The 15,514-nt window shown below is 62.8% G+C and carries 12 protein-coding genes; 5 read left to right on the forward strand and 7 right to left on the reverse strand.

The window, feature by feature from the left end; translation table 11 throughout:
• Positions 1-143: 143 nt before the first annotated feature.
• Together ACQY5A_RS15220 and ACQY5A_RS15225 are read left to right on the forward strand one after the other, a co-directional pair.
• Complete coding sequence (locus tag ACQY5A_RS15220) at positions 144-950, forward strand: SDR family NAD(P)-dependent oxidoreductase (RefSeq protein WP_428341154.1); 807 nt, start codon at positions 144-146, stop codon at positions 948-950.
• Between the two features lie 78 nt (positions 951-1,028).
• Positions 1,029-1,814 carry an alpha/beta hydrolase gene (locus tag ACQY5A_RS15225; RefSeq protein WP_428341155.1) on the forward strand — a complete coding sequence of 262 codons (786 nt, stop codon included), beginning with the start codon at positions 1,029-1,031 and terminating at the stop codon, positions 1,812-1,814.
• A 10-nt stretch (positions 1,815-1,824) separates the two neighbouring features.
• Here ACQY5A_RS15225 and ACQY5A_RS15230 read toward each other — a convergent pair whose 3' ends face one another.
• The 3 genes from ACQY5A_RS15230 to ACQY5A_RS15240 form a co-directional block, all read right to left on the reverse strand.
• A complete protein-coding gene (locus tag ACQY5A_RS15230) occupies positions 1,825-3,141 on the reverse strand; it encodes a cytochrome P450 (protein WP_428341156.1) in 1,317 nt (438 codons plus the stop codon).
• A 57-nt stretch (positions 3,142-3,198) separates the two neighbouring features.
• Positions 3,199-4,035: a phthiotriol/phenolphthiotriol dimycocerosates methyltransferase gene (locus ACQY5A_RS15235; RefSeq protein WP_428341157.1), complete on the reverse strand. Its 837-nt coding sequence runs from the start codon at positions 4,033-4,035 to the stop codon at positions 3,199-3,201.
• Between the two features lie 154 nt (positions 4,036-4,189).
• Positions 4,190-5,215, reverse strand: a complete 1,026-nt coding sequence (locus ACQY5A_RS15240) for an AurF N-oxygenase family protein (protein WP_428341158.1) — start codon at positions 5,213-5,215, stop codon at positions 4,190-4,192.
• 516 nt (positions 5,216-5,731) lie between these two features.
• On the opposite strand from ACQY5A_RS15240, the gene ACQY5A_RS15245 reads away from it, so the two are divergent.
• The gene (locus ACQY5A_RS15245) at positions 5,732-7,225 is read left to right on the forward strand and encodes a flavin-containing monooxygenase (protein WP_428341159.1); all 1,494 of its coding nucleotides are present in this window, start codon (positions 5,732-5,734) and stop codon (positions 7,223-7,225) included.
• A 7-nt stretch (positions 7,226-7,232) separates the two neighbouring features.
• Here the strand turns inward: ACQY5A_RS15245 and ACQY5A_RS15250 are convergent, their stop codons facing one another.
• The 3 genes from ACQY5A_RS15250 to ACQY5A_RS15260 are packed head-to-tail and all read right to left on the reverse strand — an operon-like array spanning position 7,233 to position 10,330.
• Entirely contained in the window at positions 7,233-8,039 is an 807-nt protein-coding gene (locus tag ACQY5A_RS15250; RefSeq protein ID WP_428341160.1) for a phthiotriol/phenolphthiotriol dimycocerosates methyltransferase, read from the reverse strand.
• 30 nt (positions 8,040-8,069) lie between these two features.
• Positions 8,070-9,437, reverse strand: coding sequence for a cytochrome P450 (locus tag ACQY5A_RS15255; protein WP_428341161.1), 1,368 nt, complete (start codon positions 9,435-9,437; stop codon positions 8,070-8,072).
• A gap of 53 nt (positions 9,438-9,490) precedes the next feature.
• Entirely contained in the window at positions 9,491-10,330 is an 840-nt protein-coding gene (locus tag ACQY5A_RS15260; protein ID WP_428341162.1) for a phthiotriol/phenolphthiotriol dimycocerosates methyltransferase, read from the reverse strand.
• Positions 10,331-10,839: 509 nt separating this feature from the next.
• Between ACQY5A_RS15260 and ACQY5A_RS15265 the strand changes: the two genes are divergently transcribed.
• A complete protein-coding gene (locus ACQY5A_RS15265; protein WP_428341163.1) occupies positions 10,840-11,277 on the forward strand; it encodes an MmpS family transport accessory protein in 438 nt (145 codons plus the stop codon).
• Complete coding sequence (locus ACQY5A_RS15270) at positions 11,274-14,213, forward strand: RND family transporter (protein WP_428341164.1); 2,940 nt, start codon at positions 11,274-11,276, stop codon at positions 14,211-14,213. Before ACQY5A_RS15265 ends, ACQY5A_RS15270 begins: the two co-directional genes overlap by 4 nt.
• Here ACQY5A_RS15270 and ACQY5A_RS15275 read toward each other — a convergent pair.
• Entirely contained in the window at positions 14,210-15,496 is a 1,287-nt protein-coding gene (locus ACQY5A_RS15275) for an MFS transporter (RefSeq protein ID WP_428341165.1), read from the reverse strand. The two genes, ACQY5A_RS15270 and ACQY5A_RS15275, sit on opposite strands and share 4 nt — an antisense overlap.
• Between the last annotated feature and the right edge of the window lie 18 nt (positions 15,497-15,514).

Here is a 15,514-nt window from a genome sequence, read left to right on the forward strand (position 1 = left end):
AAATGTTGTATCTATTTTGCCTCGCTGTGCGCCATAGCGTATAGACATTCGTCACATTGGCGTTTCGCGAATCCCACCCTTCGCGGTCGCTGGCGGCGCTTTTTCGCCCGCACTGCCGGGACAGGCCGGTTAAGGTCGGGCTCGTGGGGATTCCGGCACCGGCTGACGATCGGGTGGCCTTGGTCACCGGCGCATCGTCAGGAATTGGGGAGGCGATCGCGCTGGAGCTTGCCCGGCGCGGCCATCAGTTGGTGCTGGTCGCCCGACGGACGGACCGCCTGCACGCACTGGCCGCGAGCGTGAATCAGGAGGCGCATGTGCTGACCGCCGATCTCTCGAGCAGTAAAGACCGCGCAGATCTACCTGGCCGCGTCGCCGAGTTGGGGTTGGAGCCCAACATTCTGGTCAACAACGCCGGCCTCTCCGTCGGTGCGCCTATAGCGAAATCAGTCCCAGAACAGCAACTCAATTTGGTCGAAGTAGACGTCGCCGCCGTGGTCGATCTGTGCAGCAGATTCTTGCCCGGCATGGTCGACCGTAATCGCGGGGCCGTGTTGAACGTGTCGTCGTTAGCAGGCTTTCTTCCGGTGCCCGGGCAAGCGGCTTACGGTGCGGCCAAGGCATTTGTCTTGTCGTACACCGAAGGTCTGCGCAACGAATTGCGGGGCACTGGTGTCACAGTGACTGCGTTGTGCCCGGGGCCGGTTGCAACCGGATTCGACGACGCCGCGGGTTTTGGTTTCGGAGAACGGGCCGCGGTACTTCCTGGCTTCATGTGGAAGTCAGCCGACCATGTGGCGCGGGCGGGGCTCGACGGCCTGGACGCCGACAGGTGCCGGGTCGTCCCTGGGCGGATCAACGCAATCGTCGCGGCCTGCTGTCGATTTGCGCCGCACGACCAGCTGCTGCCGCTGCTCGCCCGGCGCGCGCTGGCGAAAAAACTGAATTGACGCCGTCGCGAGGCCGCGCGGCATACGGATTATTGGACACGGCGCGGTCCCGGTTGAACGGACAGATAGGCTAAAGCCGTGCTAGAGGTGATCGAAAAGGGCAGCACCAGCGATGCACATCCGATGCCGCTGCTCTTCGTCCACGGAGCCTGGCATGCCGCGTGGTGTTGGGACGAAAATTTCCTCAGCTACTTCGCTGACAAGGGTTACCGTGCGGTGGCGTTGAGCTTCCGCGCGCACGGCGAAAGCTCGAGCAACAAGCCGCTGTGGTCGTGTTCGGTGGCTGACTATGTCGCCGACGTCCATTCGGTTGCCCGGCTCTTGCCCGGGCCGCCTGTGATAATCGGCCATTCCATGGGCGGCCTCATCGTGCAGAAGTATCTCGAGAAGCACGCCGCGCCGGCCGGTGTGTTGATGTCTTCGATTCCCCCACGGGGAAACCTCGGAAATGCATTGCGTTGGCTTCGGCAACGGCCGTCGGACTTCGTCAGGATGACGATTACCGGAAAGGCATTGCCCTACATAAATTCGCCCGAATCGGCCCGCGAGCGGTTTTTTTCCTCGCACACGCCGGAGGCCGACGTTCGGAAGTACGCCGCCCGGATGCAAGAAGACAGCTCGCGCATTGGCCTCGACGGCCTGCTGTTGAAATTGCCGCGACCCAAGCGGGTATCGGCACCGATCCTGGTTCTCGGAGCTGAGAACGACGGCGCACACACCCGCGAGGAAATAGTTGCCACCGCTCGCGCCTACGGGACCACGGCGGAGTTCTTTCCCGATATGGGCCACAACATGATGCTCGAGCCCGGCTGGGCCGCCGTGGCCGAGCGAATCGACGGCTGGCTTACGACACGCGGACTCTAAACCCTGCGCGTCACGACTCGCTGGTAGGTATCAGTTTCAGCGGAAGATGTTCCAGCCCACGCATTGTCGGGTTGTCGAGGTAGCGGTACTGGCCGGTCAGCCGGATCTCGGAGACCCTGGGCAGCAGTTGGGAGAAGACCCGCGCGCCCTCCAGTCGGGTCAGAGGCACACCCAGGCAGTAGTGCACGCCGCCGCCGAAAGCGAGATGGTCGGTCGGATTGCGGTCGAGGTCGAAAGTATCCGGATCGGCGTACTTACGGGGGTCCCGATTGGCCGCGGCGAACAGCAGCAGCACCCTAGCGCCGGCCGGAATCGTCTGCGCCCCAACGGTGTAGTCGCGCGTCGCGGTGCGGTAGAAACCCTGTACAGGCGAGCCCATCCGCAGCTGCTCCTCCACCGCGGCGGGGATCAGCTCCGGCTGCGTACGCAGCCGTGCGTAGAGGTCGGGTCGTTGCGCCAACGTCAACATCAATCCGGATAACATGTTCGTCGTCGTCTCGCTGCCGGCGCCGATCAACATGGCGGCGCTCCAGAAAATTTCGTCATCGGTGAGAGCGTCGTCGGCGTCGGCCGGCGTCATCATCGATATCAGGTCGTCGCCGGGGGTGCGGCGCCGCTGCGCGATCAGCGGGTCCAGGCTGCGGTGCATGGCCGCGGTGGCACTGGCCGAGCGCGCCGACAGTCGCATCCCGTGCGCGGTCAGCGGCGCGAACGCGCCCGCGACCATGTGGTCCGACCACGCCACGAACTGAGCCTGATCCTGCTGTGGGATGCCCAGCATCCTGGCTATCAGCCGGGTCGGCAGCGGTTTGGCAAGTTGGGTGACCGCCTCGGTGTGACCTTGGGCGATCACGGTGTCGACGAGTTCGTCGGCGACCTCGTTGATGTTGGTCTGCCAGGCCCCCATCGCCCGTGCGGTGAAAGCGCGCGAAACGAACTTGCGCAGCCGGGTGTGCGCCGGCGGGTCGGCCGCGTTCATCGACGGCAGATAGACGCGGAAGCGGCTCTGGCTTTGCGCCGACGACAGTTCTTCGTTGTCGCGCAATGCCTTTCGCACATCGTCGTAGCCCGCGATGATCCATATGCCGCGCTTGCGGTTGTACCAGACGTTAGGAACGTCGTCGCCGGCGAGCAACGACTGATAGCCCGGGTACGGATCGTGCATGATCTCAGCCGAGAACGGGTCGAAGTTGGTGGCGGGCGCGGTTTCCCGGCCGGTCAACGAGTAGCGGTAGGAGGTGGCCTTATCCCGCGCCACCCCGAGCGCCCCGTCGACGCCGACCTTCATCAGGCTGGCGCGGAATCGCAGCCTGCGAGCCAGCGTCATGCTGACAAACCCCCTCGTGAAGACTTAGCGACGCAAGGGCAATCGCCTGGATGGACTTCAGTCCTTCATGAGATGGTATGCGCGATAGTCGATTTCGCCGCGTTCGAGGTCGTTGTAGAACCACGAACCGTCAACCACCGCGAACTCGCGGCCGAACTTGCGCAGGAAGGCCGGCAGGCGGGTGTTGATGATCTCGTTCGAGCGAGCCGAGTTCTTCTTGAGGCCGCGCAGCACCTCTGCGTTGATGACTCGCGAAGAGACCTGCCGCAGACCCGAGTCGGCCAGATCCGACTCCCATCCCGCGAAGTTGTCGCGGTTGCGGAAGTCGACGTGGAGGAAGTGCCCGCCGGGACGCAGCACCCGGTTGACTTCACTGAGGAAGCGGTCGAAGTGCGGGTAGATGTGCGAGGCCTCGACGTTGATCACGGTGTCGAAGGATTCGTCCGGGAACGGCAGGTTCTCGGCGTCGCCGTGCACGAAGCTCAGGCCCGGCACCTTGTGCCGCTCGTTGCAGAATTTGACGCCGGCGGCGTTGAAGTCCAGACCGGTGTAGGAGGCCGGCTTCAGCGTGCGGGACAGATAAGAGGCACCACCGCCGTGTCCGGAGCTGCACTCCAGCACCTTCTTGCCGGCGAGGTCGACGCCGTCCTGGGTCGCGGTCTGGTGGTAGAGCTGAATGCTGTACCGGTTGGGCTCGTCGACCGGGTCGAGCGGCAGGCCCAGCGGCGGGTCCTCCTCGTAGCCCCAGTTCAGGAACTGGACGTCGTCGCCGTGATTCAGGCGCTTGGTCATCAGGGGGTACCAGTACCGGAAGAGTTTTTTGTACGTCGCCGTCGAACCAATGCGGTAGACGAGACTTGCGCCGACGTTGTCCAATGAAGGGCTACGAACCATGCAGGAAGTATCGCACAGGGTCGAGAGTGCTTGTTGGGGCATGCCTTGTTCGGGCAACGCGCACTGATCGACTGATTTGCTGTCGACCTAACGCGTCGCGTCAGCCGAGTACGGATTGCGCAATCGATTGATGTTGTGTTGCGCAGCAGGGGATTTAGGCCGCAGCTGCCGGGCTGGCTACCCGGGTGCGCTGGGGCTCACCGCGGTAGCGCGAGGGTTGACCGTCGATTTTGCAGATACGCCAAAGCAATAGGGACAGCGGGTTCATCAACCCGACACCTTCGCACAGCATTCGCACATCGCCGTACATGTCGCGCAACGCCTGCCGCGACTCTGGCGCATCGAAAAACACTTCTTTTCGCACTGAACGTGGGATGTCGAACTTCCGGAAAAATCCGTGCGACGGCACGACTATCCCTTGGCACAGCGCGCGCATGACGATCGGTACATACAGCGACAACGCGAACCGACTCCGCCGTGCCATCCTCGGAACGCGTTTACTCAAGAACTGGTCGGCAAAGGAGATGTGGCGCGCTTCCTCGGCGACGTGAATCGCCATGACCTTCTCCATGATCGGGTGCGGCGCCCAGTCTTCTCTCAGCATGCTCTTCTGCATGTTGTGTATCGGCAGCTCGCCTGCGAGAACACCGAAGAAAAACGTGCCCGGCAGTGGCCCCGCGTAGAGCGGGATTGCGGGCGAAATCCAACGCAGCCACCGAGGCATGCCGGGAGCGTTGACACCGATGCGATTCACCAATTCTTGGAACATCATCGCGTGGTTGCACTCTTCGATGGATTCGTGCACGCAGTAGCGGTATTCAGGAGATCCGTTAGGCACCCAGAATGTGTAGTGCATCAAACCTCTGATGAGGATGCTTTCCAGCTGCAGCGAAATCTTGGCGGTGTTGGCCTGGTGCCAGAGACCGATCTTGATTTGCTTGTCCAACGGTAGTGCTTGGTACCAAGAGTGACCTCCCAGCGGGTTGCTCGGCGGTAGTACCCAGCGCGCATCGTCGTTCCTGACGTGATACTCCGGCGCGTCCCAGTCGATGTCGGTGAATGGGTTGAAATGCCGCCGTACCGACGCCTCAGACAGAGTTGTGAGTGCTGCGCAGTACTCAGAGTCGTCGCTGACGTCCATGTTGCGACGCCACCGCCGGACCATCCGAGTCCACGCCACGAGTAGTAACAAGGTGGCCAGAAGAGAAGCACCCAGTACGAGTGTTAGCGACAAACCGAGGCCTCCCTCCGGCTCAGCTCGGCATGCGACTCTTCTGCACATGCGCTGTGTAGGCACAGTCGGGACGTGAGCCTACCGGTTGAGTGTGAAAGACCTAGTACGGAACGGCCTCATTCTCATGTCTAAATCTGAAGCCCCGGGTGGCTGAGATCCTCGTCGGTCGCGCCCCCAAACAGCCAATTCCCATTAGACAGTACACATGCGCTGTCCGCTGGTTAACGCTCCCATGCCAGAGGCTTAGGGGGATGAGGCCGGCGACACTGACCGCGCTGTCATCGCTGGTTTCGGAGGTCCCGGACCAGCGCAAACAGGACCCCCCACACGTCGGTCGCAATCAGCGGACCAATCCTGCCGATTGAAATCGCCGGCCGCACCCAAATCCAGCCCGCTTGCGCAGCCTCGGCGCGTTCGGTGTCGTTTCATCGTCGCCGCAGCAGAAGGTACCGTTTAGTAACTATGGGCGAGCAGCAGTTCGATGTGGTCATCGTGGGGGCGGGTTTCGGCGGAATCGGCGCCGCGATCCAGCTGAGCAGCTTGGGCTACGAGAACATGCTCATCGTCGACCGTGAAGACGACCTGGGTGGAACGTGGCACGTCAACCACTATCCGGGGCTTTCGGTGGACCAGCCGTCACCCACCTTCTCCTACCGATTCGAGCCGAACCCGTACTGGTCGCGGCTGTACGCGCCGGGCTCGGAGCTCAAGAGCTACGCCGTCAGCGTGGCCGAGAAGTACGACGTGCGGCGATTCATGCGGTTCAACACCACCGTCGAGGGTGCCCGGTGGGACGAGGACGCGCAGGTGTGGCGCCTGGCGCTGGCCGGCGGCGAGACGCTGAGCACGCAGTACCTGATCGTGGCGACGGGGTTCCTGTGTCAGCCGAAAACGCCGGACATCCCCGGGATCGAGACGTTCGGCGGCCGCATCGTCCACACCGCCGTCTGGGACGACGACTTCTCGGCTACCGGCCGACGTGCTGCCGTCATCGGAACCGGATCCACCGGTGTGCAGGTTGTTCCGGAGTTGGCCAAAGAAGTCGCCGAGCTGACCGTGTATCAGCGCACCCCGATCTGGGTGCTTCCGAAGTTTGACATGAAGTTCTTCCCGTTGATGCAGCGGCTTTTCGCCAAGTACCCGGCGACTCAGCGCGCCCTGCGCTGGTACACCGACGCGATTCTGGAATGGTCCATGGTCATCACGATGTGGAAGTTCCGTTACTTCAAGGTGTTCAACAAAGGCATCTCGCAGTTCTCGAGGCTGTACCGGCTATTGCTGGTGCGCAACCGGGAGCTGTCGCGAAAGCTGGACCCCGACTTCGACTTCGGTTGCAAGCGGCCCACCATCTCCAACGACTTCTACCGGGCGTTCACCAAGTCGCACGTGCATCTGGAGACCAACGGTATCGACCGGATCGAGCCCGACGGCATCGTCGCCAGCGACGGCAGCAAGCGCCTGATCGACACCTTGGTGCTGGCAACCGGATTCGACGTCTGGGAGGCCAACTTGCCCGCGATCGAGGTGATCGGACGCGACGGCAAGAACCTCGGAAAGTGGTGGCGCGAAACCCAATTCCAGGCGTACCAAGGCATTTCGATGCCCGGCTTCCCGAACTTCCTGTCGATGGCAAGCCCCTACGCATGGGTGGGCCTGTCGTGGTTCAACACCGTCGAATACCAGATGAAGCACATGGAACGGCTTTTCGGTGAGATGCAGCAGCGCGACGCCAGTACCTTCGAGGTCACCGAAGACGCCAACGCCCGCTTCCTGGAGCGGATGACCAGCCTGATGAAGGACTCCGCGTTCGAACTCGGCAACTGCGTCGGCTCGCGGTCCTACTGGTTCAGGAACCACACCGGTAAAGGTGAAGCGCCGCTGTTCCGTCCGACATCGGTGCGCAATGCGGTGAAGGAGCAGGAGACCTTCCCGATGTCGGACTACGCGATCGCCTGACCGGCGATCAGTCCTTGATGAACTGGTAGATGCGGTATTCCGCGCCGCCGCTCTCGATGACGTTGTAGATCCCGGTGCCCGGTACGCCGGCGAAGTGGCGGCCGAACGGCCGGAACCACTTCGGCAGTTGCGCGCTGATCAGGTCCAGCTTGTGCTGCGCGCTGGCGTCGAGTGAGCGGATCACCCCGTCGTTGATGACCCGCTTGGACACCTGACGCAGCGGCATCGCGTCGAGAGCGCCCTCCCACACCGGGAATTCGGGTCGGCCGCGGAAGTCGGCATAAAGCAGGCTGCCGCCCGGCTTGAGGACGCGGGTGACCTCGGACAGGAACTTCGACAGCGTCGGATAGGCGTGCGAGGCCTCGACATTCACGATCGCGTCAAAGCTGTTGTCCGGGAACGGCAGGTCTTCGGCGTTGCCGTGCACGAAGTCCAGGCCGGGCAGCTTGTGGTGCTCGGTGCAGTAGGCGACGCCGTCCGGGTTGTAGTCCAACCCGGTGTAGGAAGCCGGCTTGAACGTGCGCACGATGTACGACGCGCCGCCGCCGTGGCCGCAGCTGCACTCCAGCACCTTCTTGCCGGCCAGGTCGATCTGGGAGGCAACCTGGTTGTACAGATTGATCGAGTACCGGTTTGCCGCGTCGTTCTCGTCCAGCGAGAGGTTCAGCGGCGGGTCACCTTCGTACCCGTAGTTGAGGAAAGTGACGTCTTGGGTGTTGAGCCGACGGGTGAGGAACGGGTACCAGATCTTGTTCATGAAGGCCTTGTAGCCCCGGTAGCCGATGTCGGTGACGCGGTCCTTAGTCGTAGGCATGCCGGGAAGTATGCCAGGCCAGGCTTGGCGTCAGCTGCTGTGGTCGGCGACTGACACCGAGGTGCGAGCCCTGGCCGGCGCATCGATACGGCGATAGACCACCGCGCGCGCACCCTTGCCCGGAGCAATCGCCACGCCGCGAAAGTTGCGGCTCTCGTCGGGTGCATCGGTAGGGGTGAAGCGGAATTCGCGGAACAGCGTGCGCAGGGTTACGTCCATCTCCATATGCGCGAAAGCTGCTCCCACGCAACGGTTTATACCGCCACCAAACGGCACCCACCGGAATGATGGCGGGGTGCCACCGATGAACCGGTCTGGGTTGAACGCCTCGGGGTCGGTGTAGTTGACGTCCGACTCGTGAGCGAGTTGGAAGTCGACCATGATCGCGGTGTCGGGGGGAAGAACCCACTCGCCCACCCGGACTCTGGCCTTCGTGGTTCGCAGTGAGGCCGCGATGGTGGGCCGGACACGCTGGACTTCGTAGATCGTCGCTTGTCGGAGATCGGATCCGCCAGCGTCGACTTCTTCGGTGAGCTTCGTCATCACATCGGGATGGCGCCGCAATCGTTCGATGGCCCAGGCCAATTGGGAGGCGGTAGTCTCGTGACCGGCGGCGACGAGCGTGAGCAGCTCGTCGGCGATGTGGCGATCGGTGATTGGTTGGCCATCTTCGTAGCGGGCCTGCAACAGCAGCGCGAGCATGTCGGAGCGGCCCTCGAGGGATGCCTCGGCACGTGCCTCGGCGAGGAGTTCGTCGATGACGGCGTCGAACCTTCGCCGGTAACCCGCCAGCTTGCTGCCCGGGCTCCAGCGACCGTATTCGCGTCGTACGATGAGCGGCATCCGCTGCATGAGCGAGCCGAGCGTGATCAACGAAGGAATGACGAGCTTGAGCTCGTCGAGCGCGTCGGCCCGCTCGCCGAACGTGGCCCGCATGATCGCGTTGAGCGTTAGTCGGGTCATGGTCTCCAGCGTCTTGAACTCTTGGCCCTCCGGCCAGTGCGCGGTTTCACGCAGCACCTCGTCTTCGACGATGCGCTCGTAGTTTTTCACCCGCTTGCCGGAGAAGTTGGGCAGTACCAACTTTCGCCGTTCTGCGTGCTCCTTGCCGAGCAGGCTGAACGTCGAGCCGGGCCCAAAGGCCTGCCCAAGCACCTTGGTGGGGCGTTCGATGAGATCGAAGCTGCTGCTGTAGACCTCTTTGACGATGTCGCGGTCGTGGATGACGATCGTCTTGCCGAATAACGGCAGGTTGATGGTGAACGGGCCACCGTAATGTCGGCTCAGTCGGGGTGCGACGGAGTACTGCAGTGAGGTGAGGAACAGCACGGCCTGGACCACCTTCGGCAGCCGCAGTGCGGGCGGCAGCCGCACCGGATCGGTCGTCTCCGTTGCCATGTCAACCCCCCTTCCTGTTGTCTGGCAGCAATTTTCAGCGTACCGATGTGGCGCTAGTCCTTGGTAAACAGGTACACGCGGTAGGTGTACTCGCCTCCGCGCAGCGCACCGTTGAAAGCCCAGTCGGTCATGTCGCTGGCGTAGCGGGCAAAGGTGCGACTGACTGCCGACCCGTGGTGCTGGCTGATCCGGTCTTGCTTGCGCGGTGCGTTCTTCTCGTTGCCGCGCAGCACTTTCTGATCGACGACCGATTCGGAGACTTTCCGCAGACCCGAGTTGGCCAAGTCCGACTCCCACTCGGCGACTTCTGACCGCGGGCGGAAGTCGGTGTAGAGGAAGTGCCCGCCCGGGCGCAGCACGCGCTTCACTTCGCTGAGGAATTTCGGCACGTCCGGGTAGAGGTGCGAGGCCTCGACGTTGAGCAGCGCGTCGAAGGACTCGTCGGCGAACGGCAGAGCCTGAGCGTTGCCCTCGACGAAATCCAGGTTCAGCAGGTGGTGCCGGTTCTTGGCGAACTCGACGCCGGCCGGGTTCACGTCCAGTCCGGTGTAGGAGGCCGGGTGCTGAGTACGCACCAGATACGAGGCCCCGCCGCCATGGCCGCAGCTGCACTCGAGCACCTTCTTGCCGGCCAGGTCCACCTGGGTGGCCGTGCGGTGATAGAGCTGGATGAAGTACCGGTGAGGTTCGTCGGCCGCGTCGAGCGGGATACCCATCGCCGGGTCTTCTTCATATCCGTAGTTGAAGAACAGCCAGTCGTCGCCGCCGAGCAGTTTGGTTTGTGTGGCGAACCGGGCAGTCGCGTTGGACTGGAAAATCAAACGAAACATGAAGGGATTGATTACCAGTCGGTGCACCAGTGGGCGGCGGGTTAGGCGGTTCGCGGTGGCCATCGCGGAAGTATGACAGACGTGCGCGGTCGCCAGACAACGCGGCTGGCTTGGCTGACGGCCTGCGATCGCGGAAACCGCAGGTCTATCCCGAAACCGAGGTTCCACCCGGCCGGCATGCAGCGCGCAGCGGCGTGAAGCATTACCGCGAAACGCCAATTTCACTGCGGAGTCCGGCGAGACCATTCGCCGGCGTCGGCAGGCCTTAAGTAAAACGTCGGTCATTGGCAATTCGAAGGGGGTCGAATAACAGTGGCAATTAGTGCCGGTGATATCGGCGGTGACCGACCGCTGACCGAGGCATGTACGATTGATTGCAGGGTAAAGTAAATTGCCAGAAATCCGGAAATCTAGCCGGTATAACTGCAGGTAGAAGCCTTGTCGAGGCTGAACTCAATTCTTAGATAAAGCATGGGAAAACCCCTGACACATTGGCGTGACAGCGTGGTTTACTCGTCCCACTGGTCGCTTGCGTATCGAGGCGCCACAGGCGTTCGGAACGGGGCAAGGAGATGGCGTTCGCTGGAGTGCTCAGGCGGGTATGGATACCGCTGGTGGTGCTGGCGGTCGTCGGTGGCGCGGCGTTCTCGGTGTCTCGGGTCCGCTCCGCCACCACATCGGACACACCGTCGTCGTACGGAAAATCCGAGGTCACCGACGTCGGGCAGCAGTCGCATAAGTCGGTCGTCTACGAGATCTTCGGCCCGGTGGGCACCGTCGCAGACATCAGCTATTTTGATGTGAACTCCGATCCTCAGCGCGTCGACGGGGCACGACTACCGTGGTCCATCAAGATCACGGCGGACAGCCCTGCTGTCGTGGGCAACGTTGTGGCACAGGGTGACAGCGACAATATTGGCTGCCGGATCTTGGTGGACGGTCAGGTCAAAGCCGAGAGGATCTCGAACGAAGTGAACGCGTTCACGTATTGCCGGGTCAAGGGCGCATGACCAGCCACCACCTGCGTCACAAGCACGCCACGGGGACCTTCGCCGCGCGACTGGTCCGTCGGTTGTCGGTGCCGATCATTCTCGGGTGGTTGGCGATCACCGTGGTCGTCAGTCTCGCTGTTCCCTCCCTGGAGCAGGTGGCGCGCGACCATGCCGTGTCACTGGGTACCAAGGACGCGCCGTCGGTCAAAGCGATGGCACGGATCGGAAAGGTGTTCAAGGAGTCGAACTCCGACGCCATGGCGATGATCGTCATCGAGGGTGACAACAAACTCGGCGACGACGCGCACAAGTACTACCAGGACATCATTGGCCGGTTGAAGGCCGACCCGAAGGACGTGCAGCACATCCAGGACTTCTGGGGTGATCCGCTGACCGCGGCGGGTGCGCAGAGTCCCGACGGCAAAGCCGCCTACGTCCAGCTGAATCTTGTTGGCAATCAAGGCGAGACGGCGTCCAACACATCCGTCGCCGACGTCCGCAAGGTCGTGGACAGTATCCCCGCGCCGAAAGGCGTGAAGGCTTATGTCACCGGGCCGGCCGCCGTCGCCGCCGACGGTCTTACCAGCGGTGACAAAACGGTTGTGAAGATCATGATCACCACGGTTGCGGTGATCTTCGTGATGCTGCTGTTCGTCTACCGGTCTTTCATCACCGTCGCGCTGCTACTCGCCATGGTTGGTATCGAAGTAGCTACTGCGCGAGGCATTGTCGCCTTCCTCGCGATGCACGATGCGATCCGATTGTCGACCTTTGCCACCAGTATGTTGGTGTCGCTGGCCATCGCGGCGGGCACCGACTACGGGATCTTCTTCATCGGCCGCTACCACGAGGCGCGTCACGCGGGTGAGGATCGCAGGACCGCTTACTTCACCGCCTATCGTGGTGTCGCCCATGTGGTTTTGGCGTCTGGCCTGACCATCGCCGGCGCCACGTATTGCCTGAGCTTCGCCCGGCTGCCGGTGTTCCAGACCGTGGGGGTGCCGTGCGCGATCGGCATGCTGGTCGCCGTCGCCGTCGCGCTGACGCTGATCCCGGCGGTCATCGCGGTCGGCAGTCGATTCGGTCTACTGGAGCCCAAGCGGCTGCACAATGTCCGCGGCTGGCGACGGGTGGGTACGGCGGTCGTGCGTTGGCCGGCACCGATTTTCGCCGCGACATGTGCGGTCACCATGGTTGGTCTGCTCGCTCTGCCGAGCTACAAGCTCAGCTACATCGACCGCGACTATCTCCCGAAGGGCACCCCCGGAAACGTCGGAATGGCAGCTGCGGAGCGGCATTTCTCTCAGGCGCGAATGATGCCCGAGATGCTGATGATCGAGTCCGATCACGATATGCGCAACTCCGCGGACTTCCTGGTGCTGGACAAGCTGGCCAAGAGTATCTTCCGCGTCGAGGGCATCGCGCGGGTGCAGAGCATCACCCGGCCGCAGGGCACCCCGCTCGAGCACACCTCGATCCCGTTCCTGCTGAGCTTGCAGAACGCCGGGCAGTTGCAGAACCTGCAGGTGGCCAAGGGACGCCTCGATGACCTGACCAAGCTGTCCGACCAACTCGGCGGAACCATCAAATCGCTGGAGCGCGTCAACGGTCTGATGAACCAGATGGCCGCCACCACCCATCACGTCGCCGGTGTCACCAAAGACACCAAGGCGATCACCGACGAAGTGCGCGACAACATCGCCGACTTCGACGACACCTTCCGCCCGCTGCGCAGCTACTTCTACGCGGATCAGCACTGCTACAACATCCCGATCTGCTGGGGAATCCGCTCGGCGTATAACGCCACCGACGGTGTGGACAAGCTCAGCGAAAAGCTGGGGGAGCTCAGCAAGGACATGGACAGCGTCGATGCTGTTGTGCCGCAACTGGTTGCGCTGCTGCCGCCGCAGATCGAGACCATGCGAAGCCTGCGCACCATGGTGCTGACTATGCACAGCACGCTGTCGGGGGTGTTCGATCAGGCAAACGAACTGAGCGACGACGCGACCGCCATGGGCAAAGACTTCGATGCCGCCAAGACCGGCGACTCCTTCTACCTGCCGCACGAGGCTTTCTCCAACCCGGACTTCCAGCGGGTCGAAAAGCTGTTCCTGTCTCCGGACGGCAAGGCGGCAAGGTTCATCATCTCGCACAAGGGCGATCCCGCAACGGGCGAAGGCATGTCGCGGATCGACGCCATCAAGACGGCCGCCTACGAGTCACTCAAGGGAACCGCGCTGGAGGACTCCAAGGTCTACGTGTCCGGCACTGCAGCGACTTTCAAGGATTTGCGGGAAGCCTCGAGCTACGACTTCATGATCGCGGGCATCTCGTCGCTGTGCATGATCTTCATCATCATGCTGCTCATCACACGCAGCCTGGTGGCCGCTCTGGTAATCGTCGGAACGGTCGCGTTGTCGTTGGCTGCGTCGTTCGGGATGTCGGTTCTGCTGTGGCAGTACATCATTGGCGTCAAGCTACATTGGCTTGTGATGGTGATGTCGGTGATCATCCTGTTGGCCGTCGGCTCCGACTACAACCTGCTACTGGTCGCGCGGTTCAAAGAGGAGATCGGCGCCGGGCTCAAGACGGGCATCATCCGGGCGATGGGCGGTACCGGCCGGGTGGTGACGGCCGCGGGTCTGGTGTTCGCGTTCACCATGGCGTCGATGATCGTCAGCGACAACGGCGCGGTCGGTCAGGTGGGTACGACCATCGGCCTGGGTCTGCTGTTCGACACGTTGGTGGTGCGCTCGTTCCTGATGCCGTCCATCGCGGCGATGCTGGGACGCTGGTTCTGGTGGCCGACGAACGTCCCGTCGCGGCCACCGCGGATCCGTCGCCAGAGTGCCGGTTTGGCAACGACTTACGACGGACCGTTGGATGCCGATGCCACCGGGCCGTTGGCGACGGCCGGCAACGGGTCAAGGCACGAGCGGGCGCTGCACCGCTAGCCCTGCGGCCGGCTTGGCATGGTCGAAGGTTCGGGCGTTAATCCCGTCCTTGGGCTAACGCCCGGTGGTGATCCCGTGGAAACGTCAACGGGCACGAGCGGTATTGCCAGTAGCGGAAATAACGCGCACAAGGCGAATGTCAGTGGGTAGCCGCCTGCGGTGATCAGGGCCCCAAAGGCGGGGGGCACCGCTGCAGCGGTCACTCGCTGCCAGGTGTTCTGCGAGCCGAGCGCGCGTCCACTCCAGAACGGGCCGGCGTATTCGGTGATGGCGGTCGCTGCTAATCCGTTGTAGCCCATCGCAATCACCGATGCGCCGACCATCATGGCCACGCAGAGCGGAGAACGCACGTAGTCGCTGAACGCGAGCATCACAAGCGCCAGCACGCACGCGACGGCGACCGCCCGTTTCGGCCGCAGTGCAGAATTGACACGATCAGACCAGCGTCCGACGGCAATCCGGCCCAGCGCACCAAGGAGCTGGGCGATGGTGACCAGCGCACCGGCGGCTGGTATCGACCATCGGTGCTCGATGATCAACCAGGTCAACACAAATGTGGTGGTCAGCGACTGCGGCACCATCAGAAGAGCCGAAGCCACGTGAATACGCTTCAGCACAGAGGATTTCCGATACGGGTTCATCAGCTGCGCTGGGGTGGCTTCGGCCCGCGTCGGCCGGGCCGGGTCGCTGAGAAGAACCGCGCTTACCGCCGCGGCCACAGCGCACGCGATCGCCGGGTACAGCAACGCGGCAAAGAAGCCGTTTTCGATCTCAGTCAGCTCAGGCATTGCCATAGCGCCGATCGCAACACCGATCGGCTGGGCGGTCTGGCGTATTCCCATCGCCAGGCCACGCTGGTGCGACGGGAACCAGCCCGACACCATCCGGCCGCCGGCGGTGTTGCAGCTGGCGGCGGCCATTCCACCCAAAAACAGCAGTGCGCCAATGGCTCCCAGCGAGTGCAGAGGCGCCGCGACGAACGCCGTCACAGCGGTCAGTCCGGCGCCTGCGGTGAGCACGATTCGTTCACCGAAACGATCCGCCAGATGACCCCACCCTATCAGCGTGACGACCATCCCGAGGCTCGGCATGGCCGACATCAGCCCGGCCAGCGCCAAGGATGTGTGGCGCTGAGTTTGCAACGCGGGCACAAGGAAGATCCCGCAGTTGATGAACAAGAATGAGCACGACGTCACCGCCAGCGTGACCGCAAGAGTGACCCACCGCCGCGCCGAGCCGCCGGACACCTCCGGCTTCACTTTTTCTGTCGTGGAAATCAACATCGGAAATCCTCCTGAGTG

This window comes from Mycobacterium sp., assembly GCF_965277065.1.
In the GTDB taxonomy this organism is placed as follows: Bacteria; Actinomycetota; Actinomycetes; order Mycobacteriales; family Mycobacteriaceae; genus Mycobacterium.

Coding starts and splice junctions, on each gene's coding strand:
- ACQY5A_RS15265 (WP_428341163.1), top strand. CDS start 10,840: ATGGCGTTCGCTGGAGTGCTCAGGCGGGTATGGATACCGCTGGTGGTG.
- ACQY5A_RS15260 (WP_428341162.1), bottom strand. CDS start 10,330: ATGGCCACCGCGAACCGCCTAACCCGCCGCCCACTGGTGCACCGACTG.
- ACQY5A_RS15230 (WP_428341156.1), bottom strand. CDS start 3,141: ATGACGCTGGCTCGCAGGCTGCGATTCCGCGCCAGCCTGATGAAGGTC.
- ACQY5A_RS15255 (WP_428341161.1), bottom strand. CDS start 9,437: ATGGCAACGGAGACGACCGATCCGGTGCGGCTGCCGCCCGCACTGCGG.
- ACQY5A_RS15270 (WP_428341164.1), top strand. CDS start 11,274: ATGACCAGCCACCACCTGCGTCACAAGCACGCCACGGGGACCTTCGCC.
- ACQY5A_RS15235 (WP_428341157.1), bottom strand. CDS start 4,035: ATGGTTCGTAGCCCTTCATTGGACAACGTCGGCGCAAGTCTCGTCTAC.
- ACQY5A_RS15245 (WP_428341159.1), top strand. CDS start 5,732: ATGGGCGAGCAGCAGTTCGATGTGGTCATCGTGGGGGCGGGTTTCGGC.
- ACQY5A_RS15275 (WP_428341165.1), bottom strand. CDS start 15,496: ATGTTGATTTCCACGACAGAAAAAGTGAAGCCGGAGGTGTCCGGCGGC.
- ACQY5A_RS15250 (WP_428341160.1), bottom strand. CDS start 8,039: ATGCCTACGACTAAGGACCGCGTCACCGACATCGGCTACCGGGGCTAC.